Raw genomic sequence first — 24304 nt, forward strand, 5'->3', positions numbered from 1 at the left:
AAGATTATAGAGCAACGATTAACATGATGGTGACAAATTGGGGGTAAGGGCGCAAAAAAGCGTGCGGTCGCTGATTTTTTCGCCACCTTAACCCTTTGTGCGCTGCCGGTCGCCTGCGGCTATTCATGAACTAAGCTCATGACGGTATTGCATGAGCGGGCATAGTTTCGGCAAACAATGTGCTGTAGCGTGTTTTAGCTGAAAGTTAAACCAGAAGTGCGAGGTAACGTCATGAAAATTTTAGGTTATGCAGCCACAAATCCGTCAGCGCCGCTGGCTCCTTTTTCCTTTGAACGCCGTGAGCCGAGAGCGGATGACGTGGTTATCGATATCCTCTATTGCGGCGTTTGCCACTCCGACCTTCATCAGGCGCGCAACGACTGGGGTTTTAGCACCTATCCGATTGTTCCTGGACATGAGATTGTCGGGCGGGTTCGTACCGTCGGCAGTGAAGTCAGCAAATTTAAAGCCGGCGATCTCGCCGCGATTGGTTGTATGGTTGACTCTTGTCGCGTTTGCCAGCCGTGTCAGCATGGGCTTGAGCAATATTGCGAAGAGGGAAATATTCAAACCTATAACGGCCAGGATCGTCACGATCGCTCCACCACCTACGGCGGGTATTCCCAGTCGATTGTCGCCAGTCAGGACTTTGTGCTGCACGTACCGAAAAACCTCGATTTACAAGGTGCGGCGCCCTTGTTGTGCGCTGGTATCACCACTTGGTCGCCGCTGCGGCACTGGCAGGTTGATGCAAACAGTAAAGTGGCCGTCATCGGGCTGGGTGGGTTAGGGCACATGGCTATCAAACTGGCAAACGCGCTCGGAGCGGAAGTAACGCTATTCACCCGATCGCCGGGTAAAGAGGCCGATGCCAGACGTCTGGGAGCCTCCCACGTGGTGGTGTCTACCGACGAGGCGCAAATGGCGCAGGTGCAAAATCAATTCGATTTGATTATTGATACCGTTCCATATGTGCATGAAATCAATCCCTATCTGTCGACCTTAACCCTCGATGGCACGCTGGTCTTCGTCGGTCTGGTGGGGGATGCGCCGCAATTTAGCACCGTACCGCTGCTCTTAGGTCGCCGGTCGATCGCCGGTTCTTGCATTGGCGGCATAGCGGAAACCCAGGAAATGCTCGATTTCTGCGGGCAGCATGGGATTGCCGCGGATGTTGAAGTTATTGATATTCAGAATATCAATGCTGCATTTGCGCGAATGCTGAAAAGTGATGTGAAGTATCGATTTGTCATTGATATGGCCTCGTTGGTCGATTAAACAAACGCACGTAGTGACACTGTCACTTCTTATTGAGCAGAGTATCGCTGACGCCGGGTTATCCGGCGTCGCGGCATTTGTCTTTATCGAGCTTCAAACATGATGGTATCACTCACGAAACTACCATCATCTGCAATCGCAAAGTGCGTTCTGACGTCGTCGGAGACTTTACTTTGCAGATAGCGAATGGCCTCAACAATGTTTTCTGGCGTTTTCATTCGCGCCACCCAGGAGCTGAATTCCAGGTGCAGCTTGTCGCCAACCAGCTTTTCAACCACCATCCCGCGATGGTTGACCATCGACAGCCACTGTCCCTGTGAATAGTTATGGATATGCGAAGGGTCGCGCAACATTTCCACGGTTTGCAGCCAGACATCGAGAATGGCTTTTCCCGGTGAGGCGATATCCATCATGATAAAACGACCGCCCGGTTTAAGAACGCGGCGAATTTCCATCAATGCCGCCTGAATATCATGCCAGTGGTGAGCGGAATAACGGCTGATAACGATATCGAAATGGTGATCGGCAAAGGGCAGTACTTCGGCTGGCCCCTGTACACAGGTAATATTGCTAATACCGCGCTTTTTCGCCTCCTCGGCGACCACCGTCAACATCCCCTCGGACAAGTCATAGGCGGTAACTTCAGCCACCAATGGGGCGGCGGTGAAACTGGCATGCCCGGCACCGCAGCCAACGTCCAACAGACGGGCAGCCTTATCGTCCGCTAACCATTCGCTCAAGCGGCGCAAATCTGCCCCCTGGGCATGAACGCTGCTCTGCAAATAGGCCGATGCCTGACCGCTAAACTGAGACTGTACTAATGCTTCATGATGGTTGCTCATTCCTGTCTTCCTCTATTGTTATTGTGTTGTTAAATCGGACTATACGATCAGATTAATACGGGTACAATATGGGCATTTATACTGGTATAAAGAATTACTACCATGGACAAATCAGGACTGACGGGGCCAGAAGCACTGGGCGCTTTTTTACGCGTGAAGCGGGAAAATACATCACCGGAAATGCTGGGGATCCCAATTATCTCTCGCCGAAGAACCAAAGGGTTGCGCCGCGAAGAAGTCGCGCAGATGAGCGCTATCAGCACCACCTGGTATACCTGGCTTGAGCAGGGGCGCGATATTACCGTCTCGGCACAAACGCTGTCGGGGATCGCCTCCGCGCTGAAATTAACTTCCGCCGAGCGTGAATATCTGTTTCTGCTGGCGCATAAGAGCGACCCACTCAACGAGCAGGTACCCGCCGTTGAACCGGCAATTCTGGCTACGGTGAATAACGTCTCACAACCCTGTTATTTATTAGATCTCACCTGGCAGGTGTTGTCCTGGAACAAAGGGGCCGAGGCGCTGTTTGCCGGTTGGCTGGATGTGGACAACGCCCCCAATATGATGCGCTTTATGTTTGAGCACCCGCTGGCGCGTAAACTGGTTGATAACTGGGAAGCGCGAGCAAGGCGAATTGTCGCTGAACTACGGGCCGATGCTGTGCACTATCCAAACGACTCGCTTTTGAACACCTTCGTACAGCAGATGAGTGAAAGCAGTGCTGACTTCCGCGAATTCTGGTCGCAGCAGCAGGTGATTGTCCGCGAAGGCGGCGAACGACTGTTCCACCATGATGTACAAGGCGACCTGGTATACCGCCAGTTAAGCTGGCAGCTCACCAGCAACCGGGCACTAAAAATGATTATGCTGCTTCCGGAAGAGACGCACCCATAATCAGTGACAGTGTCACTAATTATTCGATAAATACTCGCCTCCACCAACGACAGGGTTCATTCGTCGAACCCCGTGCCGTCATCATTTTTTGTTGCATCCATGTTAATTCTGCAATAGCATCCACGCTTTCGGAGCTCGAAAATGTCTGTTGCTGATTCTCTTTTCGCTTTCTCTTTCGCCGCATTACTCCTCACGCTCACTCCTGGACTTGATACCGCGCTGATCCTGCGTACCGCCACGGCCGAAGGGGGGAAAAGGGCGTTTCAGGCGGCATTGGGCATCGATACCGGCTGTTTTATCTGGGGCGCGCTGGTTGCTTTTGGGCTTGGCGCCGTACTGGCGACGTCCGCGTTGCTGTACGATCTGCTCAAATGGTGCGGGGCGGGATATCTTTTCTGGCTAGGGATCCAGTTACTGCGAAAACCACCACAAGCCGTGGTCGGCCAGCCCTCCGCAGGCGCACGAGGCCATCATAGCTTTGTGCGTGGTCTGTTGAGTAACACCCTGAACCCAAAAATGGGTGTGTTCTATGTTTCCTTTCTACCACAGTTTATTCCCAGCGGGCATTCACCGATTCTCTGGACCTTTATCTTAGTGGCGATACACGTCGCGCTCGGCACGGCATGGTCCGTCACTCTGATTCTCACCACCCGCTATGCCGCGCAGCTCCTGCGTAAACCCCGTTTTGTTCAAGTGATGGACCGGGTTACCGGCGGGGTCTTTATGCTGTTTGCCGTGCGGTTAGCGTTAAGCCATCGCTAACCAACAGCGCCTCGGTGATGAGTTGTTCAAGCAGAATGACTCGCCATCTGCCCCGTGCTCAGCTGTTTTAACATGATGCCCATCGCACCCGCTGACGGCAAAGATTGACCCGCCGTCAGTAAATCTGGCGGCATACCAATACGCGTGCGCATCGTGATCCCCAGTCCTGCCCGAACGGCAGCCCCGACGCCGCTCAAACTGTGACCACTTAGCCCGAAGACTGGCATTTTTGGCCGCGGGGAAATGTATTGCCCGAAATAATGATAACGGGCAGCAGGAGCTGCCCGTTAACGGTTACGCGGTTAACTGCTCGACAACCTCTGCCACCGAGGTAATGGCGGTAATACCACCAATCCCGGTCCCCAGCGAGATATAGCCTTCATCGGTATTGCCCTCCAGCATACCAAGACGCAGACCACGCAGGCCGCCCATAGCACCGCCGATCTCCTCTTTGCTGGCGCCAGCTTTATCCATTGCCACCAGTTTGCTGGTCAGTTTTCCCGGCAATGAACGATAGAAATCGGGCAGGGTGCGGAACAGGTTCAGATCCAGCCCGTTAGCGGCGACAATTTTCTCTTTAATGGACTGCGGCACTCGGCTTTCTTCCGTGCTGATAAATACCGAACCGGCAAACACGCCTTCGGCTCCCAGCACCTGCGCCGCACGGGCGGTGCGTTTATCGACAATACCGCCCGCCGCAAGGATCGGTACGTTTACCACTGCATCGGCAATCATGGGGACAATTGAAAAGGTGCCCAGTACGTTACCCGGCAGCGTACCGCCTTCATCAAACCCGGTGGCGACAATAATATCGGCCCCGGCACGCTCGGCTTCGCGAGTATTTGCCGGCGTTGGATTGATATCACGGTAAATGATGATAATTCCAGCAGCTTTGAGCTCGTCAAACAGCGCCGGGATAATGGCCCCGTCGCCATAGCCGGTATAAACCACCGCATGGACGCCTTCTTCTTTAATCACTTTCAGAATAGGCGGCGTCCAGATATCGTTTTCTGGCGTCGGGATCAGGTTGACGCCAAAAGGTTTTTCCGTCAGCTTTTTCGTTTTACGGATCTCTTCTCGCATTTTCTCAGCGGTCGCTTCCGGCGTCGATACGGCGGTTTCAGCGGTTAAGCCGGCATTAGGCCCCAAAACGCCCAGCCCGCCAGCGTTGCTCACCGCGGCCACCAGACGCGCGTCGGTGAGCCAGGACAGTGGTCCTTGGATGACGGGTTTTTCAATACCCAGAATCTGGCAAATACGGTTGTTTTTCATAATGTTATTTCCTTGTTACAAGCAGGGATATGCTGGAATGCGGGCAGTGTAGGCTTCCTGATTGTTCAGAAAAATAGTGAAAATTGTTCTTCACTATTATTAAATGGATAACAATGTTGTTGTCGAGGTTGGGGAGGCGGAACCATGCAAATGAATCTATTTGAAAATATTAAGATTTTTATCGAAATTGTGGATTCCGGTAGTTTTACCCAAGCCGCGGAAAACCTGCAGATCCATCGCCCGGCGGTGACAAAAGCGCTACAGCAACTCGAACAAGAAAGCGGTGTCCGTCTGCTCCAACGCACCACGCGGCGAATCAATCTCACGTCGGAGGGGGAAGAGTTTTATCGGCGCAGCAAGCCGTTACTGGCCCAGGCGGACGATCTGTTGGAATCGTTCGCGCCGGGACGCCCGCTTCACGGCCAGCTACGCGTAGACATGCCGATTGCCTTTGCCCGACAAATTGTGGTCCCCAAACTACCTGCCTTTTACCAGGCGCACCCTGATCTCGAGATCATCCTAAGCAGTTCTGACGTGCGCCGGGATATGCTGCGGGATGGCCTGGATTGCGTGTTGAGAATGGGGGCACTGGACGATGGTGACTACGTGGCAAGAACACTGGGCAATATCAAAATGACCACCTGCGCCAGTCCGGACTATCTTGCGCGCTTCGGTATTCCGCATACCCTCGAAGATTTACAAAATCATCAAGGGGTTAACTGGATTAACAGCAGCAGCCGACAGGTGATGCCGTGGAGTTTTCAGCGCGGTACCGTAACTGAAGAGATCTCAATTCCGGGCAAATTAATCCTCGACAACTCAGAAGTGTATATTGCAGCAGGCCTTGCCGGGCTAGGATTGCTGCAGGGGATGAACTTCTTCTTACAGCCATATATCGATAAAGGGCAGTTGGTCGAAGTATTACCTGATTTCCCATGCCCTCGCCGCAGGCTGTCGCTGCTTTATCCACACCGTCATTTATCGCATAAAGTTAGAGTCTTCGCCCAGTGGCTGGAAGGGCTGATCGAGACGCTGCGCTGACGCAGATACCGGCCGGTATCTGGCGTCAGTTAGAGGATCCCTTTCACCACCATGTGGTAAAGCAACATAATAGTTTTCCCGTCGATAATCACGCCATTATCGATAGCCGCCAGCGCATCGGCGATCGGCATTTCCAGCACTTCAATATCTTCCCCTTCAGCTTCAATTCCACCGCCGGCGCTGACGCGATTTTCAGGGCTATACTCGGCGATGAAAAAGTGCAGTTTTTCCGTTACTGAGCCCGGGCTCATAAACGCCTCAAAGACCTTTTCCACATGGCTAATCTGATAACCGGTCTCTTCTTCGGCTTCTGCTTTGATGCGCTGTTCCGCCGCCATATTATCGAGCAGGCCGGCTGCGGTTTCGATGAGGTAACCGTTGTGCCCGTTGATGTAAGTGGGAAAACGGAACTGGCGGGTCAAAATGACCGTGCGGGCATCACGATTGTAGAGCAGGAGCGTAGCGCCGTTACCCCGGTCATACACCTCGCGGCTCTGGCGCTGCCATTGACCATTTTGTCGCTGCAAATCGAAGGTATATTTTTTGAGGAGATACCAGTCGTTGGCCAGCGTTTGATTTTCGATGATGCGTACTTTTGCATGTATATGGGTCATTTTGCCGTCTCGTAAGAATGAGAAGGCATGATAATCGCCACAAACATGCATATTCAAGATATTTCATGCAAACCAAATGTTTCGGTCAACAACGAAGTATCCATCCGTTGCGGTATTTATAGTGCGTCTTCTTAGTACATAAAGGAGATAGCAATGATCGCCGTTATTTTTGAAGCCCGCGCCATGCCGGACCAACAGGGCCGTTATCTGGCACTTGCCGCTGAGCTAAAAGCGCAATTGAGTCAGATAGCAGGATTTATTGAGATTGAACGTTTTCAAAGCCTGAGCACCGAGGGAAAAGTGCTGTCGCTTTCCTGGTGGGAAAGTGAAGAGGCGGTACGGGCCTGGAAATGTCATCCCCAGCATCTTGCCGCCCAGCGAGAAGGCCGAGCCACGATTTTTTCTCATTATCGTATCCGGGTGGCGCAACTCCTACGGGAATACTCTTCTGATTCAAGGAAATGCTCTCATGTATGATATTCACGTTATTCTTAAACATACTCCCGGCGCCCTGGCGCAATTAGGCTTAACGCTGGGACAAAATGGCGTGGGGCTGGAAGGCGGCGGCGTTTTTACCGTTGATGAGACCAGCCATGCGCATTTTCTGGTGGAAGAGGGTGAACGTGCCCGTCAGGTGCTCAGCGCCGCCGGAATGCACGTTGAGCGAATTAGCAAACCGCTGATTCGCCGACTTCGGCAGGAACGGCCAGGTGAATTGGGTGAGATAGCGCGCGCGCTGGCCGCGCACCAGATTACCATCCACGTACAGTACAGCGATCATAGCAACAGGCTGATTTTATTAACGGATAATGATCAGTTAGCTGCTGAAGTGACCGAAAAATGGAGTACAGGTTTGTGATAAAACCCTATGAGGTGAGCCCTACGCGTGATGATGCGCAATCGCTTGAGTCGTCTATGGTGGCGGTGGCCACTGCGATGTCGGATCCGTCGCGGGTGAGTATGCTCTGCGCGTTGATGGACGGTCGGGCATGGACGGCGACCGAGCTGTGTGCCGTCGCGGACATCGCATCCTCGACGGCCAGCGCGCATCTCAATAAGTTGTTACAGGGCCAACTCGTAAGCTGTTTATCACAAGGCCGGCACCGATATTACCGACTTGCCAGCCGAGAAATTGCGGCGTTGCTGGAAAACCTGATGGGCGTGTCAATGCGATTATCGACGCCGCAAAAATGCAGCACGCCCGTCAACCTGCGTAAAGCGCGGACCTGCTACGATCATTTAGCCGGTGAGGTCGCGGTGAAACTCTATGCCATCATGGAAGAAAGGGGGTGGTTTACCCCTGACGGCAGCGAACTGTCTGGTGAAGGTATTGTTCAGTTTCGGGCGCTGGGAGCGCATTGGGATCCACGCAGTCAACGTAAAACAGCGTGCGGCTGCCTCGATTGGAGTGAGCGCCGCCTGCATCTCGGTGGAAGTTGCGGCGCAGCGCTGTTGGTGGCGTTTGAGCGCCATGGCTGGTTAACCCGCCTCGTCGGTTATCGTGAAGTGAACTTTACCGAAGAAGGGAAAAGGGCGTTGACGCGTATATTTAAGCTGACCCTATAGATTATCGGCGTTGCCCCGCGGGCTCCTGATAGGATATGTTTTTACCTTTCGCCAAGGGAGCATCACGATGAATATCCATTTTCCGCCCAGCTTAGTAGCCGGCGATTTAATTGCGATTACCGCGCCATCTTCCGGTGTTCCTGCACATTTGCACCCGCGTTTAGATCTCGCGATTAATCATCTTCGACTGCGTGGATATCGGGTATTGGAGGGAAAGTGCCTACGTGCACAATATAAAAATAAAAGCGCTGATAAACATGCCCGAGCGGAAGAGTTGATGTCTTTTCTTTGCAACCCGGAAATAAAGGCGGTGATGCCTCCCTGGGGCGGTGATTTAGGAATGGAATTACTGGAGTTGCTCGATTTTGAACGACTCGCCGTACAGGCACCAAAATGGTTTATTGGGTTTTCCGACCTCAGCACATTTCATTTTCCATTATCTCTTCGCAGCGGTTGGGCAACCGTTCACGGGCCCAACTTAATGGAACTCGGTGCGGGGAATTTGGATCTCACGACCCGAGCGCTATGGGATATTGTGGAATCTCCGCGTGGAAATCAGGTCACCCAGCACGCGTCATCAGCCTATCAGGTGGAGGAAAATCAATGGGGTGTCGCCACCGATGCTGGATTTAATCTGACCCAGCCTACGCAGTGGAAAATGCTGAACAACGAGACGGAATGCGTGGCGTTTTCGGGCCGTCTCATTGGCGGTTGCCTCGATATCATCTCCCGCCTGGCCGGAACCGAATGGGGAAATTTGCCGCCGTTTATTCATCAGTGTGGTAATGACGGTGTGATTCTCTATTTTGAAAATGTCGAAATGGGACCTTGTGAATTAACTCGCGCACTTTATAGCTTGCGTTTGCATGGCTGGTTGACTTCGCTTAACGGGATCCTAATCGGGCGCAATGCCGGGCCTGACGCAGATAACTCTACCCAACAAAATTATCTCGACGCATTGCATTCTGCGCTCGGCGGACTGAATATTCCGGTTATTTATGATGTTGATATCGGCCATATTCCACCGCAAATGTCACTGGTTAATGGCGCGTTGGCCACGGTGACTTACCGCCATCATCGCGGCTCAATTACCCAGCAGCTGTAAAAAAGCCGGAGCAAATCTGCCCCGGCTTATTACTTAGAACTCGTAACGAGCGCCAATATTATAGCGGCGCCCTTCGAGCATAGACGTTTCGTTATACGTCGTGGTGTAGATTGGGTTGACGTCAAAGACGTTATAAACACCGGCCATCAAGGTGATATTTTTGGTCGCCCGGTAGCGAGCGCCTAAATCAACCAGTGCGTAAGCTTCCGTGGCGGTTGATTTACCAATATCCGGCGAATTACTGCGCCAGCTGGCCTTCGTCCACAGATCCAGATCGTTTACCGCGTTCCAGGTCAATGAGATGTTGGCCATACTGGTTGGGAAATCACTCAACGCATACCCTTTATATTCACCGCTTTTCTGTTCGCTGTGGGTATAGGTATAGTTGGCGTTAGCCTTCAGCGAAGGCGTGACCTGCCAATCACCGTTCAGTTCAAGACCATAGACTTCCGCATCGCTAACGTTGAAATACTGGGAGACGCTTTCCGCCGTATAGCCGTTATACACGCATTTCTGCGTCGCAGTTTCAGTACAAATCGTGTAATCGCTGATTTTGTTCTTGAAACGGGTGTGGAATACGGTCGCATCCAGCGCCAGCGTATCCTGCTGCCAGTAGATCCCTAGCTCCGTGTTGACGCTTTCTTCCGGTTTCAGGTCATCGTTACCGATGCCAATATAGGAATAAGGGTAAGCGCCGTATACGCTGGTAAATCCGGAGTTATTTTCACGGAGATCGGGCTTTTTATAGCCGGTGGATACGCCGCCTTTCAGCGCCCAGTTTTGGTCAATCGTCCAGTTGCCGTACAGCTTTGGCGTCACGTGATAGCCGAAATAGCTATCGTGGTCTAATCGCGCAGAAGTCGTCAGGGTAAAGTCCGGCACAATCATCCAGGCGTCTTCGGCAAATACCGCCCAGCCGTAACGGGTAATTTTGCTCACCGGAGTGACGCCGGCAACAGCTTTATCTTCGATATCGAAAGTATCGTTGAGCTCATTACGCGTATAGTTGGCGCCCAGCGTCAGCTTGTGATCGCCAAGGGTGAAGGTGTTGGCGCTATTGGCTTCAAAGTTTCGCTGTTCAATAAACTGCGGCGACATTTCCTGAACGCGATATTCTGTGCGCGCTTTTTCGTAGCTGATGAAGTTTTTCACTTCCAGCAGATCATCACCGTACCAGGCATGCTGAGAAAGTGAGGCCGCATCGCGGTCAAATCCCCAATACCATGGGCTGCCCGGATCGTGGCTTTTTTCCTGATGGCCGCGAGTCGCATTCAGATCCCACAGTTGGGTGTCGGTTGGCGACAGGGAAACGGTTGCGTCCAGGTTACCTGCTTCATGTTTCACGAAGCGAGGTTTTTTCGGGCTATCATCATCACGGCGGTCCAGATAGTCGGCCGCCACGCTAACGCCAAGTTTGCCGGGGATCACCGGCCCCATCAGGAAGGCATTGGTCTGGTTGGTATTGCCGTATTTGCTCTGTTCCTGCAGGAAGTAGTTATCCTCCAACACGCCGGTCCAGTTATCCAGGTTGTAGCCTTTTTTGGTGATGACGTTGACCACACCGCCTATGGAGTCGGAACCATAAAGAGAGGACATCGGCCCACGGATAACCTCGATGCGTTCGATGGCGGCCATCGGTGGCAGAAAGGAGGCTTCGGTACCAATGTGGTGACCGTAGGGGCGCGATTCGCGGGTCGCCTGTTTGATGCCGTTAACCATATACGACGTGTAGGACGAATCCATCCCGCGCATTTGTACATCGCCTGTCGCCAGCGTGCCATGGCCGTTACCTACCAGAACGCCTGGCATTTCACGCAGCGCCTCGGTGACATTCTGGTTCGAGCGGGTGTTCAGCTCTTTTTCATCAACAACTGAGATTGTCGCCGGTGCTTCTCGACGTTCCTGGCTAAATCCGGTGGCGGTGACCACCATCTGGTCTTCATTCGTGTCTGCATATACGGCCGCAGGCAGGTTAGCAAACGCAAGCGAAACAGCTACGGCAATACGTGTTTGGGTAATCACGAGTACTTCCTCAGAATTTAGTGAGATCGATTTTTACGACGTAATCAGCCCGATCGCTTTTTTCGTCTTGCTTCACGCTGACGTACAGCGTATTTGCATCAGGAGAGAGCACCAGACTGTTCGGCATAGCGGCCGTTTTGATGCTGTGCTTAACGTGATAGGTCGTGGCATCGATAACGCTAATCTGCCGATCGTTACGGTGAGTGACGTAAATCTCATTCCGGGAGGCGTTATACACCACAGCAATGGAGTTTGGGGTAGGGATACGATGCAGGAGTTTGCCGGAATCCAGGGCAACCACCAGAACGTCTTTGGTGTTAGTATCGGCGATATAGCCGACATCTTTGCCGACATTAAGTGCAATATTAAGGAAGTAATGCTTAGGTTCTTTAGGGTCAACTGCCACACGTGATCGCACTGTTGAGGTCTCGCCATCCAGGGTCAGCAGTTCGCCTTTGCCCGTCACGGCATAGACTTTATTACCTGCTTCATCGATGGCAAATCCAACCGGGTCAAACTTCTCAATGGTATCAATAAGCTGTTGTTTTTGCGTATCGACAACCCAAAGCAAGCCGCTACCTTTACCGCCAATGCCGGAGATATAAAGGCGATGATGTTTCTTATCGAGGACGACTTCCCGAACGTGCGCGCTCTTTTTGGGGTTAGAATTGTCGCTTAACTGAATTGTGTTAATCACCTTGTTGGTTCGTGTATCTAACAGCGCAATCGAACCATCCAGCGCGTTGCCAAGATAGAGGGTGTGGTTTGCTTCATCGAGCGCAACGGCAAACGCACGTCGTTCAGTAGCAATTTTATGGTTAATTTTCAGTGAGTTTGCATCAAGCTGGAATACCAATCCGGCCGTTTTATCTTTATCAAAAGAAGGTGCCGACGCGGCATAAAGCGCGTTTTGCCCCTGGTCATACGCCAGTTCGTAAACGCCATGACCGAGCTGCTGAGACGGAAAATCGTTGTCGGTAAATTCTGCAGCATTAGCAAAACAGGCGTGGATAGAGAAGGAAAGGGCGAGGGCACGTAAAACAACAGTCTTCTTTACATTTTTTGTAGACATGTAATTTTCCTTTGCAAATTTTTACAAAGAACGATGTTAATAGTAATGACTATCATTTGCAATTGAGATCAAATCGCATTTACCTACCAAGTTTTGTGTTGCATCTACGGGAATTAACCACAGTGTTTAGGTTCTAAATAACGGCAGACAGGCGCCTGGAATTTGGGAGAATCAGTGGGTTAGATCTCAAGCTTTTGGCCTGTAGACTGAGAAACCAACACTCGTGAATAAAGCAGTGATTTTTTATCGCGGTCGTCTAGAGATATCAGCGGCTGGCCGTGGCGGTACAGCAAATGACATTGGCGCGGTAGCCGAATTTGCTTTCGGGCCAAAGGGAATCTACGTCGCCGGTAGTGATTTACTGACGGCGAATTTTATGACAGCTCGATAAAAAGTAGCCTGAGTAAAATGGGAAGTTCGGCATCACCAACGACTCGAGGGATGCAGAACACAACAGCTTATGTGTTCGGTGAGATGAGAATGTTGCCCAGTGTGATGGGAAAAGGCACAGACCGCATAGCATGGTGAGTGCGCGATGGCAGGATTTGTGACTGATCAGACCGAAAGCGATAAGCCACAGCGGGCAATCTCAGCGGCGAGCCGGCTAAATCGACGAGCATAATCATGAACGTCAAACCGTGGATTCTTTCTGGGCTTACTTTGGTGCGCATAATGTATATTATGTTAAATGTACTACGATGATACGATTTTTGATTAACACGTATGTATCGCCGGTATATCGGGATGATTCTCCCAAAGCATTATCACTCCAGGCTTCCCGGTTACATACTCGCCTGCGCTTTTGTCGTATTAGCGTTCTTGTCTTTGAAAAACACTAGAACCATGTTCTAAAATTATTGATTCCGGATAGTCAACCCTTTTTATAATGGATTCTATATCAAATTCATCCTCAAAATCAGCTATAACTTCCGTTTCAATGATAGATATATTTTCTTTATCGTCCTCACTGATTTCCCCATTAATAAAAAAGTACAACATAATTTTGTTTTCACTGATATCCACAGCTATATTTCTCATATTCTCAGTAATGGCACCAAGAAGAGCTGACTGTATGGATAACTTTAATCTTTTTATATTTTCGTAATTACTTTTCATTACAACCTCTAAATTATGGACGTGCAGGTACTATATGAGCACCATATTTACCGTAATGAACGATTCCTTTTGTCGTAGCCGCCCACTCCCCACTGTGACTGATTAATTTCCGCCTGTATCGCCTGGTTTTTAATGTAACCATCAATGGTTGCAACGTCATCCGTTGCCTGACCGGCCTTAGCGAGCACTTGTTTCGCCGCATCGCGTTCAGCCTCTGATGGTGTCTCCCAGTCTTTATTCACCTTCCTGGTGGCGGCGATCTCCGCCTGCGTCGCCGCGATATCGGCTATCTGCTGGCCAACCTCGCCGATAAGCTGATTACGGTCTATGCGTTTTTGCTCGGTATCCTTATCAAATATCGTCTCCAGCTTCTCATGTGCGTTAGCCGTGTCGCGGCTCAGGTCGTTGATATCCTGCTTTTGATTACCGGTGTCACGCACAATAATCTGGCCGTCCGACACCGCTGCGTGTGTGGTATTACTGCTCTGCCCGCTGTTGTTCACCCCACTCAGTAATGCGCTGGCGCTGTTGGTGATGAGCTGACCGGCAATCGGACCGCCCGAGTTGATACCGACGCTCTGCTGTTCTACCTTGTAATCCGCGTGGTTGCGGGTGTCGTTAAAGCCTAAGGTGCCAGTATCAAGACGGTTCTTATCTTTACGTACACTATGCTTGTCTATAGTTTTCTACGATGCTCATTAAATAATCTCTCCCAATGGATTCGACTAATTCAACATCATGTGATGTTCTTTCCTGCAGCCATTCCTCAAATTTCTTGCAATCAACAAAGTTCTCATAAATTAAATCATTTATGGCCTCTAGTTTTTTATTGCTATTGACTCCCAACACCCCCTCTTCAACAGGGGTTTTCTGGAATATAGCCCATTGTTTTTTCTGATCCAAAATAATCAAACCTCCATAATCACCAGAGTCATTCATTTCAGTGTTTAAGGAAACTATTTTAGCGACCCAATCCTCATTCATATGTAGTTCGCCTAAGTATCTGAAATCTGAACTTGAGAAAACGCTCGCAGTTAAGTTATATCCAAAAGACTCACCAATGACTAGTTTAGTCACACTAATCAAATCGTCTGATGTGCAGATATCATTATCAAAAAAGAAATATCTTGAAAATTTTTTGTGGAAAACGTGAGCAGGAAGGTTAGTTCCGAGCCTTACCACATTTTTAAGAAGAGTTATTGCATTATTATGTTCGATAGTCACGGCATCACTCTCCTGGGAAACGTAATTTAGAAATAATTTTACCATTTACTGATACAGAGGCAGACGGCACCCCAGATTCAGCACCAGCGATCCCACCTCCAGTTGAAGATGGATAGAATCTATATACCTTCTCGTCCTTTGTCATTACGGTAACCGAACCATCTTTCGAAACTGATTTTATATAACCATTGGCAGATAAATTTTCAATTGCCTCAGATTGTTTTATATTTTTAATAACTATTTGCCCTGCACTTTTCTTAGTTTGCTTTGCCGCAAATCCAATGTCTGTCTGCTTCCCAACAGATGCTATATCCTTACTAATTTCGCCAGCAACCTTAAGATCGTTCGCACTTACAGTTTGTCCCGGTTTCGGCAGACTCCCCGCACCTAGCGCGCCATAAACCAAGTTACCTAGCCCATCGGCTCCGGTCTTCAGCAATGAAGCTTCTAGCCAATCACACTTACCAGCACACTGATCAATAATATCAGCATACCATTTTGCCGAGTCTTCATAAGTACGCCCAACCATATTGTCCTGCTGGCGTAGCTTAGTATACGCCTTCTCATCAAGTTCTATTTTCGAACGCGTATCTGCCACACAAGCGGCATCACCGGCATCCCAACATGATTTCAGCTTCTGGATGTTCTCTGCCGACTCCTGCGCCATATCCTTACGAATATTCTGCTCACAGCTGACATTTCCGTTACACGCGTTGTACTTATCAGCGTATTCCTGCGGGTGTCCCTGACCTAGATAGTTATTCTCAACCGTCGTCTTACCCGCCTGCCCTGCATTCAGCGCATCCTGCGTACTCCCACCTGCGAGACCTCCGGCTAATCCTGCCGCGAGACTGGCAAACGCACTCAGCGTTGTTTTCTCATCTTCCGTCAGGTGACTTACGTCTTTACCGTAAATTTCCCCGGACAACATCCCTATTGCTTCTGCAGTCACCGCACCGGCCGCCTGCGACAGAGCATTTTCGCCTTTCACCAGCGCCAGCGCAACGTTTGCTATCGCATGGGCCGCCAGCCGCCCCGACTGATTACTTTTCGGAATATTTTTGGCTATCTCATTGGCCAGATACGGCGCGCTTGCATTCGCCACCGCCCGGCTGACGTCACCATTCGCCAGCCCCTGTATCAGCGCCGTCCCAGCCTCGACAATACGCCGGTTATCGCCGCCCACTCCCCACTGTGACTGATTAATTTCCGCCTGTATCGCCTGGTTTTTAATGTAACCATCAATGGTTGCAACGTCATCCGTTGCCTGACCCGCCTTAGTGAGTTCTTGTTTCGCCGCATCGCGTTCAGCCTCTGATGGTGTCTCCCAGTCTTTATTCACCTTCCTGGTGGCGGCGATCTCCGCCTGCGTCGCCGCGATATCGGCTATCTGCTGGCCAACCTCGCCGATGAGTTGATTACGGTCTATGCGTTTTTGCTCGGCATCCTTATCAAATATCGTCTCCAGCTTCTCATGTGCGTTAGCCGTGTCGCGGCTCAGGTCGTTGATATCCTGCTTTTGATTACCGGTGTCACGCACAATAATCTGGCCGTCCGACACCGCTGCGTGTGTGGTATTACTGCTCTGCCCGCTGTTGTTCACCCCACTCAGTAATGCGCTGGCGCTGTTGGTGATGAGCTGGCCGGCAATCGGGCCACCCGAGTTGATACCGACGCTCTGCTGTTCTACCTTGTAATCCGCGTGGTTGCGGATGTCGTTAAAGCCTAAGGTGCCAGTATCAAGACGGTTCTTTTCTTTATCCGCCTGGCTGCTGATAACGGCCCCGTTAAGCTGGGTATGTTCCCCCACGGTGATGTCAAAACCACCCTGTCCCGCGTTAATCCCCGTCTGCTTATCGACGGACTGGTAATCACTGCGCATCGCCGTCTTACTGGCACTGGCCGAGAAAGAGCCATTGCCCATACCGGCACTGCCGCTGACGCTGACGTTTTTCTGTTTCGAGTCATACGCATCCGTGGCCTGTTGACTGCTGAGGGTCAGGTTCCCTCCCACGGTCGCCTTGACGGTTTCACCGCTCGCCTGGGCCCCGGCGAGCGTCGTGTCGTGACCGCTGTTGAGGGTGAGCGTTTTACCCGCATTAACCTGCGTATCCGTGTAGTACTGGCTATTGCCTTTTTCAAAACCACTTCCTTTACTGGCGCTGGCATTGACGTTCCAGCCGAAGCCACCAGATCCCGCCGTGATCCCCACCCCAACAGAGCTGCCTTTACTGCTGTTTTTACCGTCTACGGTCTGACTATTATTGGCCGACGTCAGCAGCAGATTGTTGGTCGCATCAAGCGTCAGATCCTTACCGGCCTGCAGCTGGCTCCCCTGAACCACAATGTTACCCTGCTCGCCCTGTCCGGTAGCTTTCAGGGTGAGGTTATCACCTGCGGTTAGCGCACTACCTGATGCCGTTTTCTGCTGGGTTTTGGTAACGGATTTTGATGAATTGCTGCCGTAGGACAGGTTAATTCCGAACGAATCGTTATTGCTCATATCCGAACCCGGCTTTTTGGCCGCCGCCAGTTCCCGGGCCTGGTTCGCCTGTTCGAGATTAAGCCCGGCCTTAATCCCCTGCAGAGCCTTTAATTGCCCGTCATCGGTGTCATGCGCAGCCCTTGCCGTTTGATACGTGGTATTTAACGCGCTGCCGACCGCGCCACTCAGGGATAACGTCAGACCACTTTGTTTCGTTTCGGTGGTGCTGATATCAGTACGGGTGTTTTCGGCCGCAGTGACATGAATCTCCTTCCCGGTAACGGTAATATCCCTGGCGGCAATGACATCGCTGCCGTTAACCGCGACGGTGTTACCCGCAGTTAACGTCACATTGTCCGCCGAGCTTCCTACCACACTGCCTTTTTTCTGATTGCTTTCGGTATCATTGGTCTGTTTGATGGACTGTTTACCCACGCTAAACCCAATCCCACCGCTGCTCATCAGCCCTGATTTGGTCGTTTTCGACATGTGGGATTCGTGCAATGCTTCATCGACCGTACCGATATTAAGATTATTACCCGCTGTCACGTTCACCGCATTTGTGCCTGTCACATTGCTGCCGTTGAGATTCACATCATGGCCAGCCGTCAGGTCAAGTGAATCTCCGGTGAAGGTGCTGCTAAGCGCAGTGCGGGAATGGATCTCATCGTGCGTTTCTTTCGTTTTGCTCGATAACAGACCTTTGTCGGTATGTTTCGTGTGCTTAATATAATCTTCGGTTTCCACACCCGCGGTGATGGATACATCCCGACCTGCATTGGCTGTAAGCTGACCGCCGCTGTCGACGGAGGCAGCTGTCGCCAGCAGATCCTGGCCTGCCGATAAGGTGAGATCGCCTTGTGTATGGATAGCGGTCCCTACCTGTGAACTCGTGGCTCCCCGATAATAATTATTGGCATTAGCGGTATAATCGAACGCGGAAGCAACATCGCGGGTTTCCAGTTGAATATTCTGCCCTGCACTGATGAGCGTTTTGCCTTTCTCCCCTGAATTGCCAATATCACTGGCAATAAGATTCACGTTCTGTCGTGCCGCCAGGGTTAACTGGCCCTGGTCACCGGTAACATAAATACTGGCTGGACGGTCAAGCCAGGCCGAGCTTCCTTTTCTGCGCTGTTCGGTTTCGCTGACGATATCCCGTCCCGCATTCAGGGAAACACTGTCGACCCCGCGGATCTCGCCACCAATATTGTGAATATCTTTTTGCGCATCCAGCGCAATATCAATCCCCTGAATACGCCCACTGTTTTCAATCGTGTCTGCACTCAAGTCCGTCATTGCCCGGCTACTCACCTCACCGCTGTTAAGCAACGCGCCGGCCAGATCGGCCGATACCTGTCGGCCAGCCAGGAGTGCACCTTGACCGCCCAGATCGCCCTGCACCGCGCGCACATAGACTTGCGGTACGCTCACTTTTTCAACCCTGCCATCAGGCAGCGTGATCGTTTCGTTAACCATCCACACAATATCGGTGGTCAGGGCCGCCATCTGTTCATTGCTTAATGCGATGCCCGGCGTCAGATGATACTTATCACCAAAGGCGACGCCTGCGTTCAGCAATGCGGCGTACTGTTCTTCATCATTTTGGTAGGATCCGGATAAACGCTGGCCCGTGGTGGCAATCAGTTGTTCACGCACCAGGCGTTGCTCGTAATAACCATCTCCCAGACGTTTTTCGAGCTTATCGCTGTCGACAATATCAAGACTTGAGAGCCATTTTTTTTCGTTGGTAAAGCGCGGATCCGTCTCCACCAGATAGTGACTGTTGCTATCTGGATTGAGGGTAAACAGGCTATTGTCCGGCAGCGTGAGAGTCGGTTTGGTCGTTTTAATGGCTGAACCATCAAAGCCTTCGCCACCGATAATGGCCTCGGGTTCGCGTGCCGAAGATGGCTCAATCGTGGTTTTATTGATTTCCCCGGCACTGCCCCTGACGCTCATCAGGTTCAGTGCAAGCTTCTCTTCCTTGTTCGCACCCTGATAGGCCGATACGGTATCTCGCGTACTCCACTTGCCACCGCCTTTATGAAGGTAGTGCGTTTGTCCAACATCAACCGTCCGGCGCACACCCTGCGCTTCGGTGTTGTTGAGTGTACTGCCGGTGACTGCCAGATTCTGTCCGGCCACAATGTGCGCGTTATCATTATTTAGTTGTTCACCGTCCAGAGTGAGGTTCTTCCCACTGGTGATGAGCGCTGCATCCTGATGAATAACCTGCGTTTCATAGGTGATGCGATCGTAAACATACTGGTAAAAGTCTTTGGTCACATCGCCATTTTCAAACATGCGCCAGCGATTTGATGATTCATAACCGATCTTGACGCTATGATTTAATGTCCCGTCATCGTTAATCGCATAGCGGTCATTGTTACCATTGCGTGCCTGTAACCGGTAACGGCGGCCATTGCCGGAATCGAACCATTCAAAATGCTCACGACTCACCTGCTGCACATCGTCCGACAGCTGCAAATGAATATCTTTATTCTCGAGCAAACTGGTTTTGAGTGAGAGGTTGCCTCCCGACTCAATATTCGCACTGTGGTTTTTGACGCTGCCCGCTCGCCCGGTGACCACGGATGCATCATCCAGGGAGCCTCCTATCGCCAAATCACCGTCACTGTAAATCAACGCATGGTCACGATTGGTAAGGTCGGCAACCGCGATATTGACGGACTGGCGCCCGGCGATAACCGCTGATTTATCGCCCTGTTTGTCGTTCAACAGCGTATCGAACGCCAGAGTGAGAACATCACCATAAATTCGCCCCGTCCCCAGATTGTTTAACACTGCGCCGCGAAGCAGCGTATTAACACCATCAACCAGACCGGTATTGTGGAGGCTATGGGTTGTCGTAATGGCTGTATTTTTGCCACTGCTGATTTCACCCGTCACCGTGTTAATCAGCGTATCGGCCGCTAATGCGACGTCCCCTAGACCTGATATTAACCCGCTATTGGTCAACCCCTGAGTGAGATGAATGGCGAGGTTTTCTCCCGCCTGAATATGCCCGGTGTTGTTAAAATCCTGGCCCAGCGTCAGGTTGAGATCTTTTTGCGCCACCAGTTTGCCAGTCCCGCTTAACTGGCTGGCGGTCACATCCAGGGAGCCATTACTAACCATCACGCCCTGTTCATTTGATAACTTGAGCGCTGGTTTTTGAGGTGTATCGGTTACCGCCAGTTGAGTGCCTGCGGACAACATCCCATTATCGTTATTTAGGGAGTCCGAAACCGTTGCGTTAATTGTCTGCGCGCCGCGAACGGCGCCTGACTGGTTATTCAGCCCCGTGGTATCAAGCATCACCGACTGGCCCTCAAGGCCCAGACCTGTCTGCAAGGTTTCCCGGTTATCAATAGCATCACTGGTGATAGTGAGCTCACCGTTCGCTTTCACCCAGCCCTGGCGGTTATCGAGGGACTTGGTACGTAAGTTTACCTGTGACTGGCCGGCCACGACACCGTCGTTATTGGTCAGTGATTGACTGTTAATAGACAGATCACCCTGAGAAACCAGGCGTCCGCCGGTATTATTAATCTCTCCGGTCGCGGATAACGATAATTCGCTTGCCGCGATATTCCCGCGTTGATTATCGATATCACCGTTTGCAGACAAGGACGCTTTTTGAGCCGCCTGAATATGCGCGTCACGCGTATTCAGCCCCGACTCGCTTGCCGTCAGCGTTACATCCGTTGCCTGTGCACTGAGCGCTGATAAATCGAGCTCGCTACCCGTCACGCGTAAGGCGTCTTTGGCGGCGAGCTGCCCCTGCAGGGTAGCGCCTTTTTTGGCTTCAGCATTCAGAGAACCGGCTGATGTCTGGCGCCCTTTTTCGTCCACGCCTGCGGCGAGCAGCGAAGTGGCATCATTGTGCAGCGTCTCCCCACGTAATGTCGCATCCCGGCCAGCTATGATTTGCCCTTTATCGTGGTTATTGATGGCCCCTTTGGCATCCAGCGTCAGCGACTGCTGCGCTAAAACTGAGCCTCTGTTTTCTATTGATTGTTGGCTGGCGACATTGACATTTTGCGCCGTAATCACCCCGGTATTCTGCAATTTGCCGTCGGCGGACAGGGTAAAGTCGCCCGCCTGTGCACCAATATTTCCGGCATTGCGTACGCCTACCCCGGTTTCAGTACCCACCAGTTTGATTTTGTTGGCGTACATGCCCCCAAGACTTGCCACATCAATCGAAAAATCTTCGGTTTTGCCTGATGTTGACGCTGTCGCGATCACGTTGCCCCTGGCGTCGGTGCGATTCTCGCCCACGGTCACCGAGAGATCTTTGGCGTGCAGCCTGGCGTTGATTTTAACGGCCCGGGCGATCAGTTGGGTATAGTCGCTTTGCGTGTCATTCATGCCATTCCCCTGAATAGCAATCTGACCGTTTTTCACCTGGAAACCAGCGATCTTACCCTGCTCTAACAATACCTGTGCCGCAGCCAGCGTAGTTTTATTCGCATTGATAAACCCGCAGCCGTTACAGGTGATGCCAGCCGGGTTGGCGATGATCACATCCGCGCGTTTCCCAGCCACTTCGACAAATCCATTGAGCCGACTGGGATTCGAACTGTTCACCTCATTCAGAATGACGCTGGCTTCACCTTTGGCAAGCCACGGGTTACTCGTAATCATTCCACCCAGCTGCGTTTGGGTATTCACCGAACTGTTATTGAGGATGGCACCTTTGCTATCCACATCAAACTGCTGGTATTTGTTATGGGACACCCCGTTTTTATTCGGAGACTGGATATTAATTTGCGGTGTTCCATTCGCCCCCGAAATGATCGTGGGCTGCTGGCCACCGGGCGCACTTTTATCCGCCACGATGTCAGCCTGAGCCCCCCACGTCACCAGACCGGTGGCAAGTGCGCAGCACCAGACCAATGGTTTAAGCTTCGAGCGAAGCGTGCATGACTTGACAACGCTATCTTTCATCGCCGTTACGACGGGATGCTTAGCGAGTTCTGAAACCACCATGAGCATCTGTCGGGCCTGATTGAATATGACGCGATAACAGTATTTGTTCATCAGAAATTCCCTTTAAAAGCCCCAGTTCACACTGAATGCCAGCGTTGCGTTATCGGTCTTAAACCCAGCGGGTTTAGAAAGTGGCGTACCCACTGATACGTCATAGCCCATATTCAATGGCGAAATATTGCCCTGCATTCCGACGACCGCCCCCGCCAGATGGCGCCCGATCAGCCAACCGGTGTTATGACCACTGACATGGCCATAATCAGCGCCAAGATATAACGCCTGCTCGGGAATGGGGGTTTGCCACGTGAGGGTATTTTTGATGGTCCAGCCGCTGTCGGAGCTTAAGGTTCGCTCACCGTCAAACCCGCGCACCGTGTAGCGTCCACCGATATTGAACTGATCCTGCGGCGTCAGCGGTGTATCGCTTAATTGCCGACGGTATTCAATTCGGTGCTGAAATGTCTGTTCCCCTAACGTGAATGGCGTCGTCAGGGCGGTGGAGAAATTCAGGATCTTTGCCAGCGCCGTGGCGTAATCTTCACTTCTACGCGGGAAGTACTCTTCAAAAGCCGGCATCGCACCAAACCAGCGGGTACCTCGCTGATAGTCGAGACTGGAATCCCAAACCAGAGAGGCAAGATACTGGCGATGCTCAAGCCCAACATGCCAGTTGCTGGTGCGGCGTTTCTGGTTTTCTATTTCGGTGTTATTGATAAAGTTACGCGTTTCTTTGACGTTAACCCCATAATACAAAGTCGTTTTTGCCACGTTATTACGGAATAACAGCCGACTTAACCGGGTATCCAGGTTTTGGCTTTTGCCGGTGTATTCAATGTCACTGTTGAGACCGGCGATGGTCTGTTTGTACTCATAACGACTGCCGGTCAGCGCAAACTGCCAGTAGCCGAATGGCACAGAGTACTGACCGCTGTAGTTAGTCGAGCCTTTATCATGAGAAAAGAGCGTGTCCTGGCTGGCGGTGATATACAGTAAATCGCTGAGCGACGTCGGGTTATCCCAGGCCAGCATCATCCCGGCCTGGTTTTTGCCGGTTTCCTCCGTACCTGAGTTATCAACCCAGGCGTTAACCCGCCAGGCTTTGGTCTGCTTACGCTTAATGACGATATCGCTTTCGCCCGGAGCCTCACCCGGCACAATTTCCATCGACGCCTGAACGGTCGGCAGCCGTTGTAAATTCTCCAGCCCCTGCTCGATATCTCGCACATCAAGTAAAGAACCGGCGCGTGCTGGCATGGCGGTATAGAGAGTTGCTCCCACATCGCTTCCGTCCTGGTAACGCACCTGCCGGACACGGCCGGGAACGACCTGCAACACCAGCGTTCCCGATGTCAGATCCTGCTCTGGCACCAGGACGCGTGAGGTGACCCAACCATGGGTGATAAAGCGATTTTGTATCGTCCCCATAAGCTGGTTGATGCCCTTGATCCCCAGACAATGACCCGCGGCTTTGTCCCCTAAACGCGTCAAGGGAAGCCAATGAGGGAAAGCCTCAGCGCCGCGAATATCGACGCGTTTAATCACAAAACACGGTGACTCAGTGGGAAATTCATTGGGCCCAGAATGCAACACCGAGGGTGATAGACGAACATCAGGAGGACTGGCATTAAGCCGCTGCTGTAATGCGTCCTGCTGCTCAGACTGGCGTTGGAATAGCGTATCACCACTCACCGCGGCAAGCGCTGGCGAAGACACAAGTAAACCGGAGGACAGAAAGACAGCCAGGGACAAACACGAAGAACGCGAAAGAAGACTGACCCTCTTCCCAAAAGAGGGAAACTCTTTAAGCGGTACGATTACAAACATTAAGGCGACGTTATTTTTTGTAAGGAAATGTCATACAATAAGTAATACCATAACATTACCTACAACAAAAGCCTGTCTAATCAATGATGTGAGCATCAAGCCCCACCTAAATTGATAGGGATGCTCCAGTTTTTATAAATTATGGCGCGGTCGTGGCGAAAATTTAGGATAGGCTCATGCTTTCACTGC

Annotated in this window: 20 protein-coding genes; 8 read left to right on the forward strand and 12 right to left on the reverse strand. The window is 51.5% G+C overall.

Annotated features, from left to right (window positions below):
* Positions 1-231 precede the first annotated feature (231 nt).
* Entirely contained in the window at positions 232-1278 is a 1047-nt protein-coding gene (locus tag KCR01S_RS03370) for an NAD(P)-dependent alcohol dehydrogenase (protein WP_061279745.1), read from the forward strand.
* A gap of 83 nt (positions 1279-1361) precedes the next feature.
* Here KCR01S_RS03370 and KCR01S_RS03375 read toward each other — a convergent pair whose 3' ends face one another.
* Positions 1362-2120, reverse strand: a complete 759-nt coding sequence (locus KCR01S_RS03375; RefSeq protein WP_061279746.1) for a class I SAM-dependent methyltransferase — start codon at positions 2118-2120, stop codon at positions 1362-1364.
* Positions 2121-2222: 102 nt separating this feature from the next.
* On the opposite strand from KCR01S_RS03375, the gene KCR01S_RS03380 reads away from it, so the two are divergent.
* Complete coding sequence (locus tag KCR01S_RS03380; protein WP_061279747.1) at positions 2223-3014, forward strand: helix-turn-helix transcriptional regulator; 792 nt, start codon at positions 2223-2225, stop codon at positions 3012-3014.
* 141 nt (positions 3015-3155) lie between these two features.
* Positions 3156-3776 carry a LysE family translocator gene (locus tag KCR01S_RS03385; RefSeq protein WP_061279748.1) on the forward strand — a complete coding sequence of 207 codons (621 nt, stop codon included), beginning with the start codon at positions 3156-3158 and terminating at the stop codon, positions 3774-3776.
* A gap of 26 nt (positions 3777-3802) precedes the next feature.
* Here the strand turns inward: KCR01S_RS03385 and KCR01S_RS25765 are convergent, their stop codons facing one another.
* On the reverse strand, positions 3803-3928 hold the full coding sequence (locus tag KCR01S_RS25765) for a hypothetical protein (protein WP_265094850.1): 126 nt from the start codon (positions 3926-3928) through the stop codon (positions 3803-3805).
* 142 nt (positions 3929-4070) lie between these two features.
* Positions 4071-5048: an NAD(P)H-dependent flavin oxidoreductase gene (locus tag KCR01S_RS03390; RefSeq protein ID WP_061279749.1), complete on the reverse strand. Its 978-nt coding sequence runs from the start codon at positions 5046-5048 to the stop codon at positions 4071-4073.
* Between the two features lie 150 nt (positions 5049-5198).
* Here KCR01S_RS03390 and KCR01S_RS03395 point away from each other — a divergent pair, with 150 nt between their 5' ends.
* Positions 5199-6089 carry a LysR family transcriptional regulator gene (locus tag KCR01S_RS03395; RefSeq protein WP_167348807.1) on the forward strand — a complete coding sequence of 297 codons (891 nt, stop codon included), beginning with the start codon at positions 5199-5201 and terminating at the stop codon, positions 6087-6089.
* A gap of 29 nt (positions 6090-6118) precedes the next feature.
* On the opposite strand, the gene KCR01S_RS03400 is transcribed toward KCR01S_RS03395, so the two are convergent.
* Complete coding sequence (locus KCR01S_RS03400) at positions 6119-6703, reverse strand: NUDIX hydrolase (RefSeq protein ID WP_061279764.1); 585 nt, start codon at positions 6701-6703, stop codon at positions 6119-6121.
* Positions 6704-6856: 153 nt separating this feature from the next.
* Here KCR01S_RS03400 and KCR01S_RS03405 point away from each other — a divergent pair, with 153 nt between their 5' ends.
* From KCR01S_RS03405 to KCR01S_RS03420, 4 genes are all read left to right on the forward strand, one after another.
* Complete coding sequence (locus tag KCR01S_RS03405) at positions 6857-7180, forward strand: antibiotic biosynthesis monooxygenase family protein (RefSeq protein ID WP_061279751.1); 324 nt, start codon at positions 6857-6859, stop codon at positions 7178-7180.
* Positions 7173-7562, forward strand: coding sequence for a hypothetical protein (locus KCR01S_RS03410; RefSeq protein WP_061279752.1), 390 nt, complete (start codon positions 7173-7175; stop codon positions 7560-7562). Before KCR01S_RS03405 ends, KCR01S_RS03410 begins: the two co-directional genes overlap by 8 nt.
* A 56-nt stretch (positions 7563-7618) precedes the next feature.
* A complete protein-coding gene (locus KCR01S_RS03415; RefSeq protein ID WP_061279765.1) occupies positions 7619-8269 on the forward strand; it encodes an ArsR/SmtB family transcription factor in 651 nt (216 codons plus the stop codon).
* 67 nt (positions 8270-8336) lie between these two features.
* The gene (locus tag KCR01S_RS03420) at positions 8337-9374 is read left to right on the forward strand and encodes a S66 family peptidase (protein WP_061279753.1); all 1038 of its coding nucleotides are present in this window, start codon (positions 8337-8339) and stop codon (positions 9372-9374) included.
* A 33-nt stretch (positions 9375-9407) separates the two neighbouring features.
* On the opposite strand, the gene KCR01S_RS03425 is transcribed toward KCR01S_RS03420, so the two are convergent.
* From KCR01S_RS03425 to KCR01S_RS03455, 8 genes are all read right to left on the reverse strand, one after another.
* Positions 9408-11396 (reverse strand): TonB-dependent receptor domain-containing protein, encoded by a 1989-nt coding sequence (locus KCR01S_RS03425; protein WP_061279754.1) that lies wholly within the window; start codon positions 11394-11396, stop codon positions 9408-9410.
* A 10-nt stretch (positions 11397-11406) separates the two neighbouring features.
* Entirely contained in the window at positions 11407-12468 is a 1062-nt protein-coding gene (yncE, locus tag KCR01S_RS03430) for a 7-bladed beta-propeller protein YncE (protein ID WP_061279755.1), read from the reverse strand.
* A gap of 810 nt (positions 12469-13278) precedes the next feature.
* The gene (locus tag KCR01S_RS03435) at positions 13279-13584 is read right to left on the reverse strand and encodes a MafI2 family immunity protein (RefSeq protein WP_061279756.1); all 306 of its coding nucleotides are present in this window, start codon (positions 13582-13584) and stop codon (positions 13279-13281) included.
* A 13-nt stretch (positions 13585-13597) separates the two neighbouring features.
* Positions 13598-13648, reverse strand: coding sequence for a hypothetical protein (locus KCR01S_RS25935; RefSeq protein ID WP_369691437.1), 51 nt, complete (start codon positions 13646-13648; stop codon positions 13598-13600).
* Positions 13632-14087 carry a hypothetical protein gene (locus KCR01S_RS25570; protein WP_061279757.1) on the reverse strand — a complete coding sequence of 152 codons (456 nt, stop codon included), beginning with the start codon at positions 14085-14087 and terminating at the stop codon, positions 13632-13634. Before KCR01S_RS25570 ends, KCR01S_RS25935 begins: the two co-directional genes overlap by 17 nt.
* A gap of 163 nt (positions 14088-14250) precedes the next feature.
* Complete coding sequence (locus KCR01S_RS03445; protein WP_233269668.1) at positions 14251-14808, reverse strand: hypothetical protein; 558 nt, start codon at positions 14806-14808, stop codon at positions 14251-14253.
* Positions 14809-14812: 4 nt separating this feature from the next.
* A complete protein-coding gene (locus tag KCR01S_RS03450; protein WP_061279758.1) occupies positions 14813-22342 on the reverse strand; it encodes a two-partner secretion domain-containing protein in 7530 nt (2509 codons plus the stop codon).
* Between the two features lie 12 nt (positions 22343-22354).
* Complete coding sequence (locus tag KCR01S_RS03455) at positions 22355-24115, reverse strand: ShlB/FhaC/HecB family hemolysin secretion/activation protein (protein WP_082767921.1); 1761 nt, start codon at positions 24113-24115, stop codon at positions 22355-22357.
* Between the last annotated feature and the right edge of the window lie 189 nt (positions 24116-24304).

This window comes from Kluyvera cryocrescens NBRC 102467 (genome assembly GCF_001571285.1).
GTDB lineage: Bacteria > Pseudomonadota > Gammaproteobacteria > Enterobacterales > Enterobacteriaceae > Kluyvera > Kluyvera cryocrescens.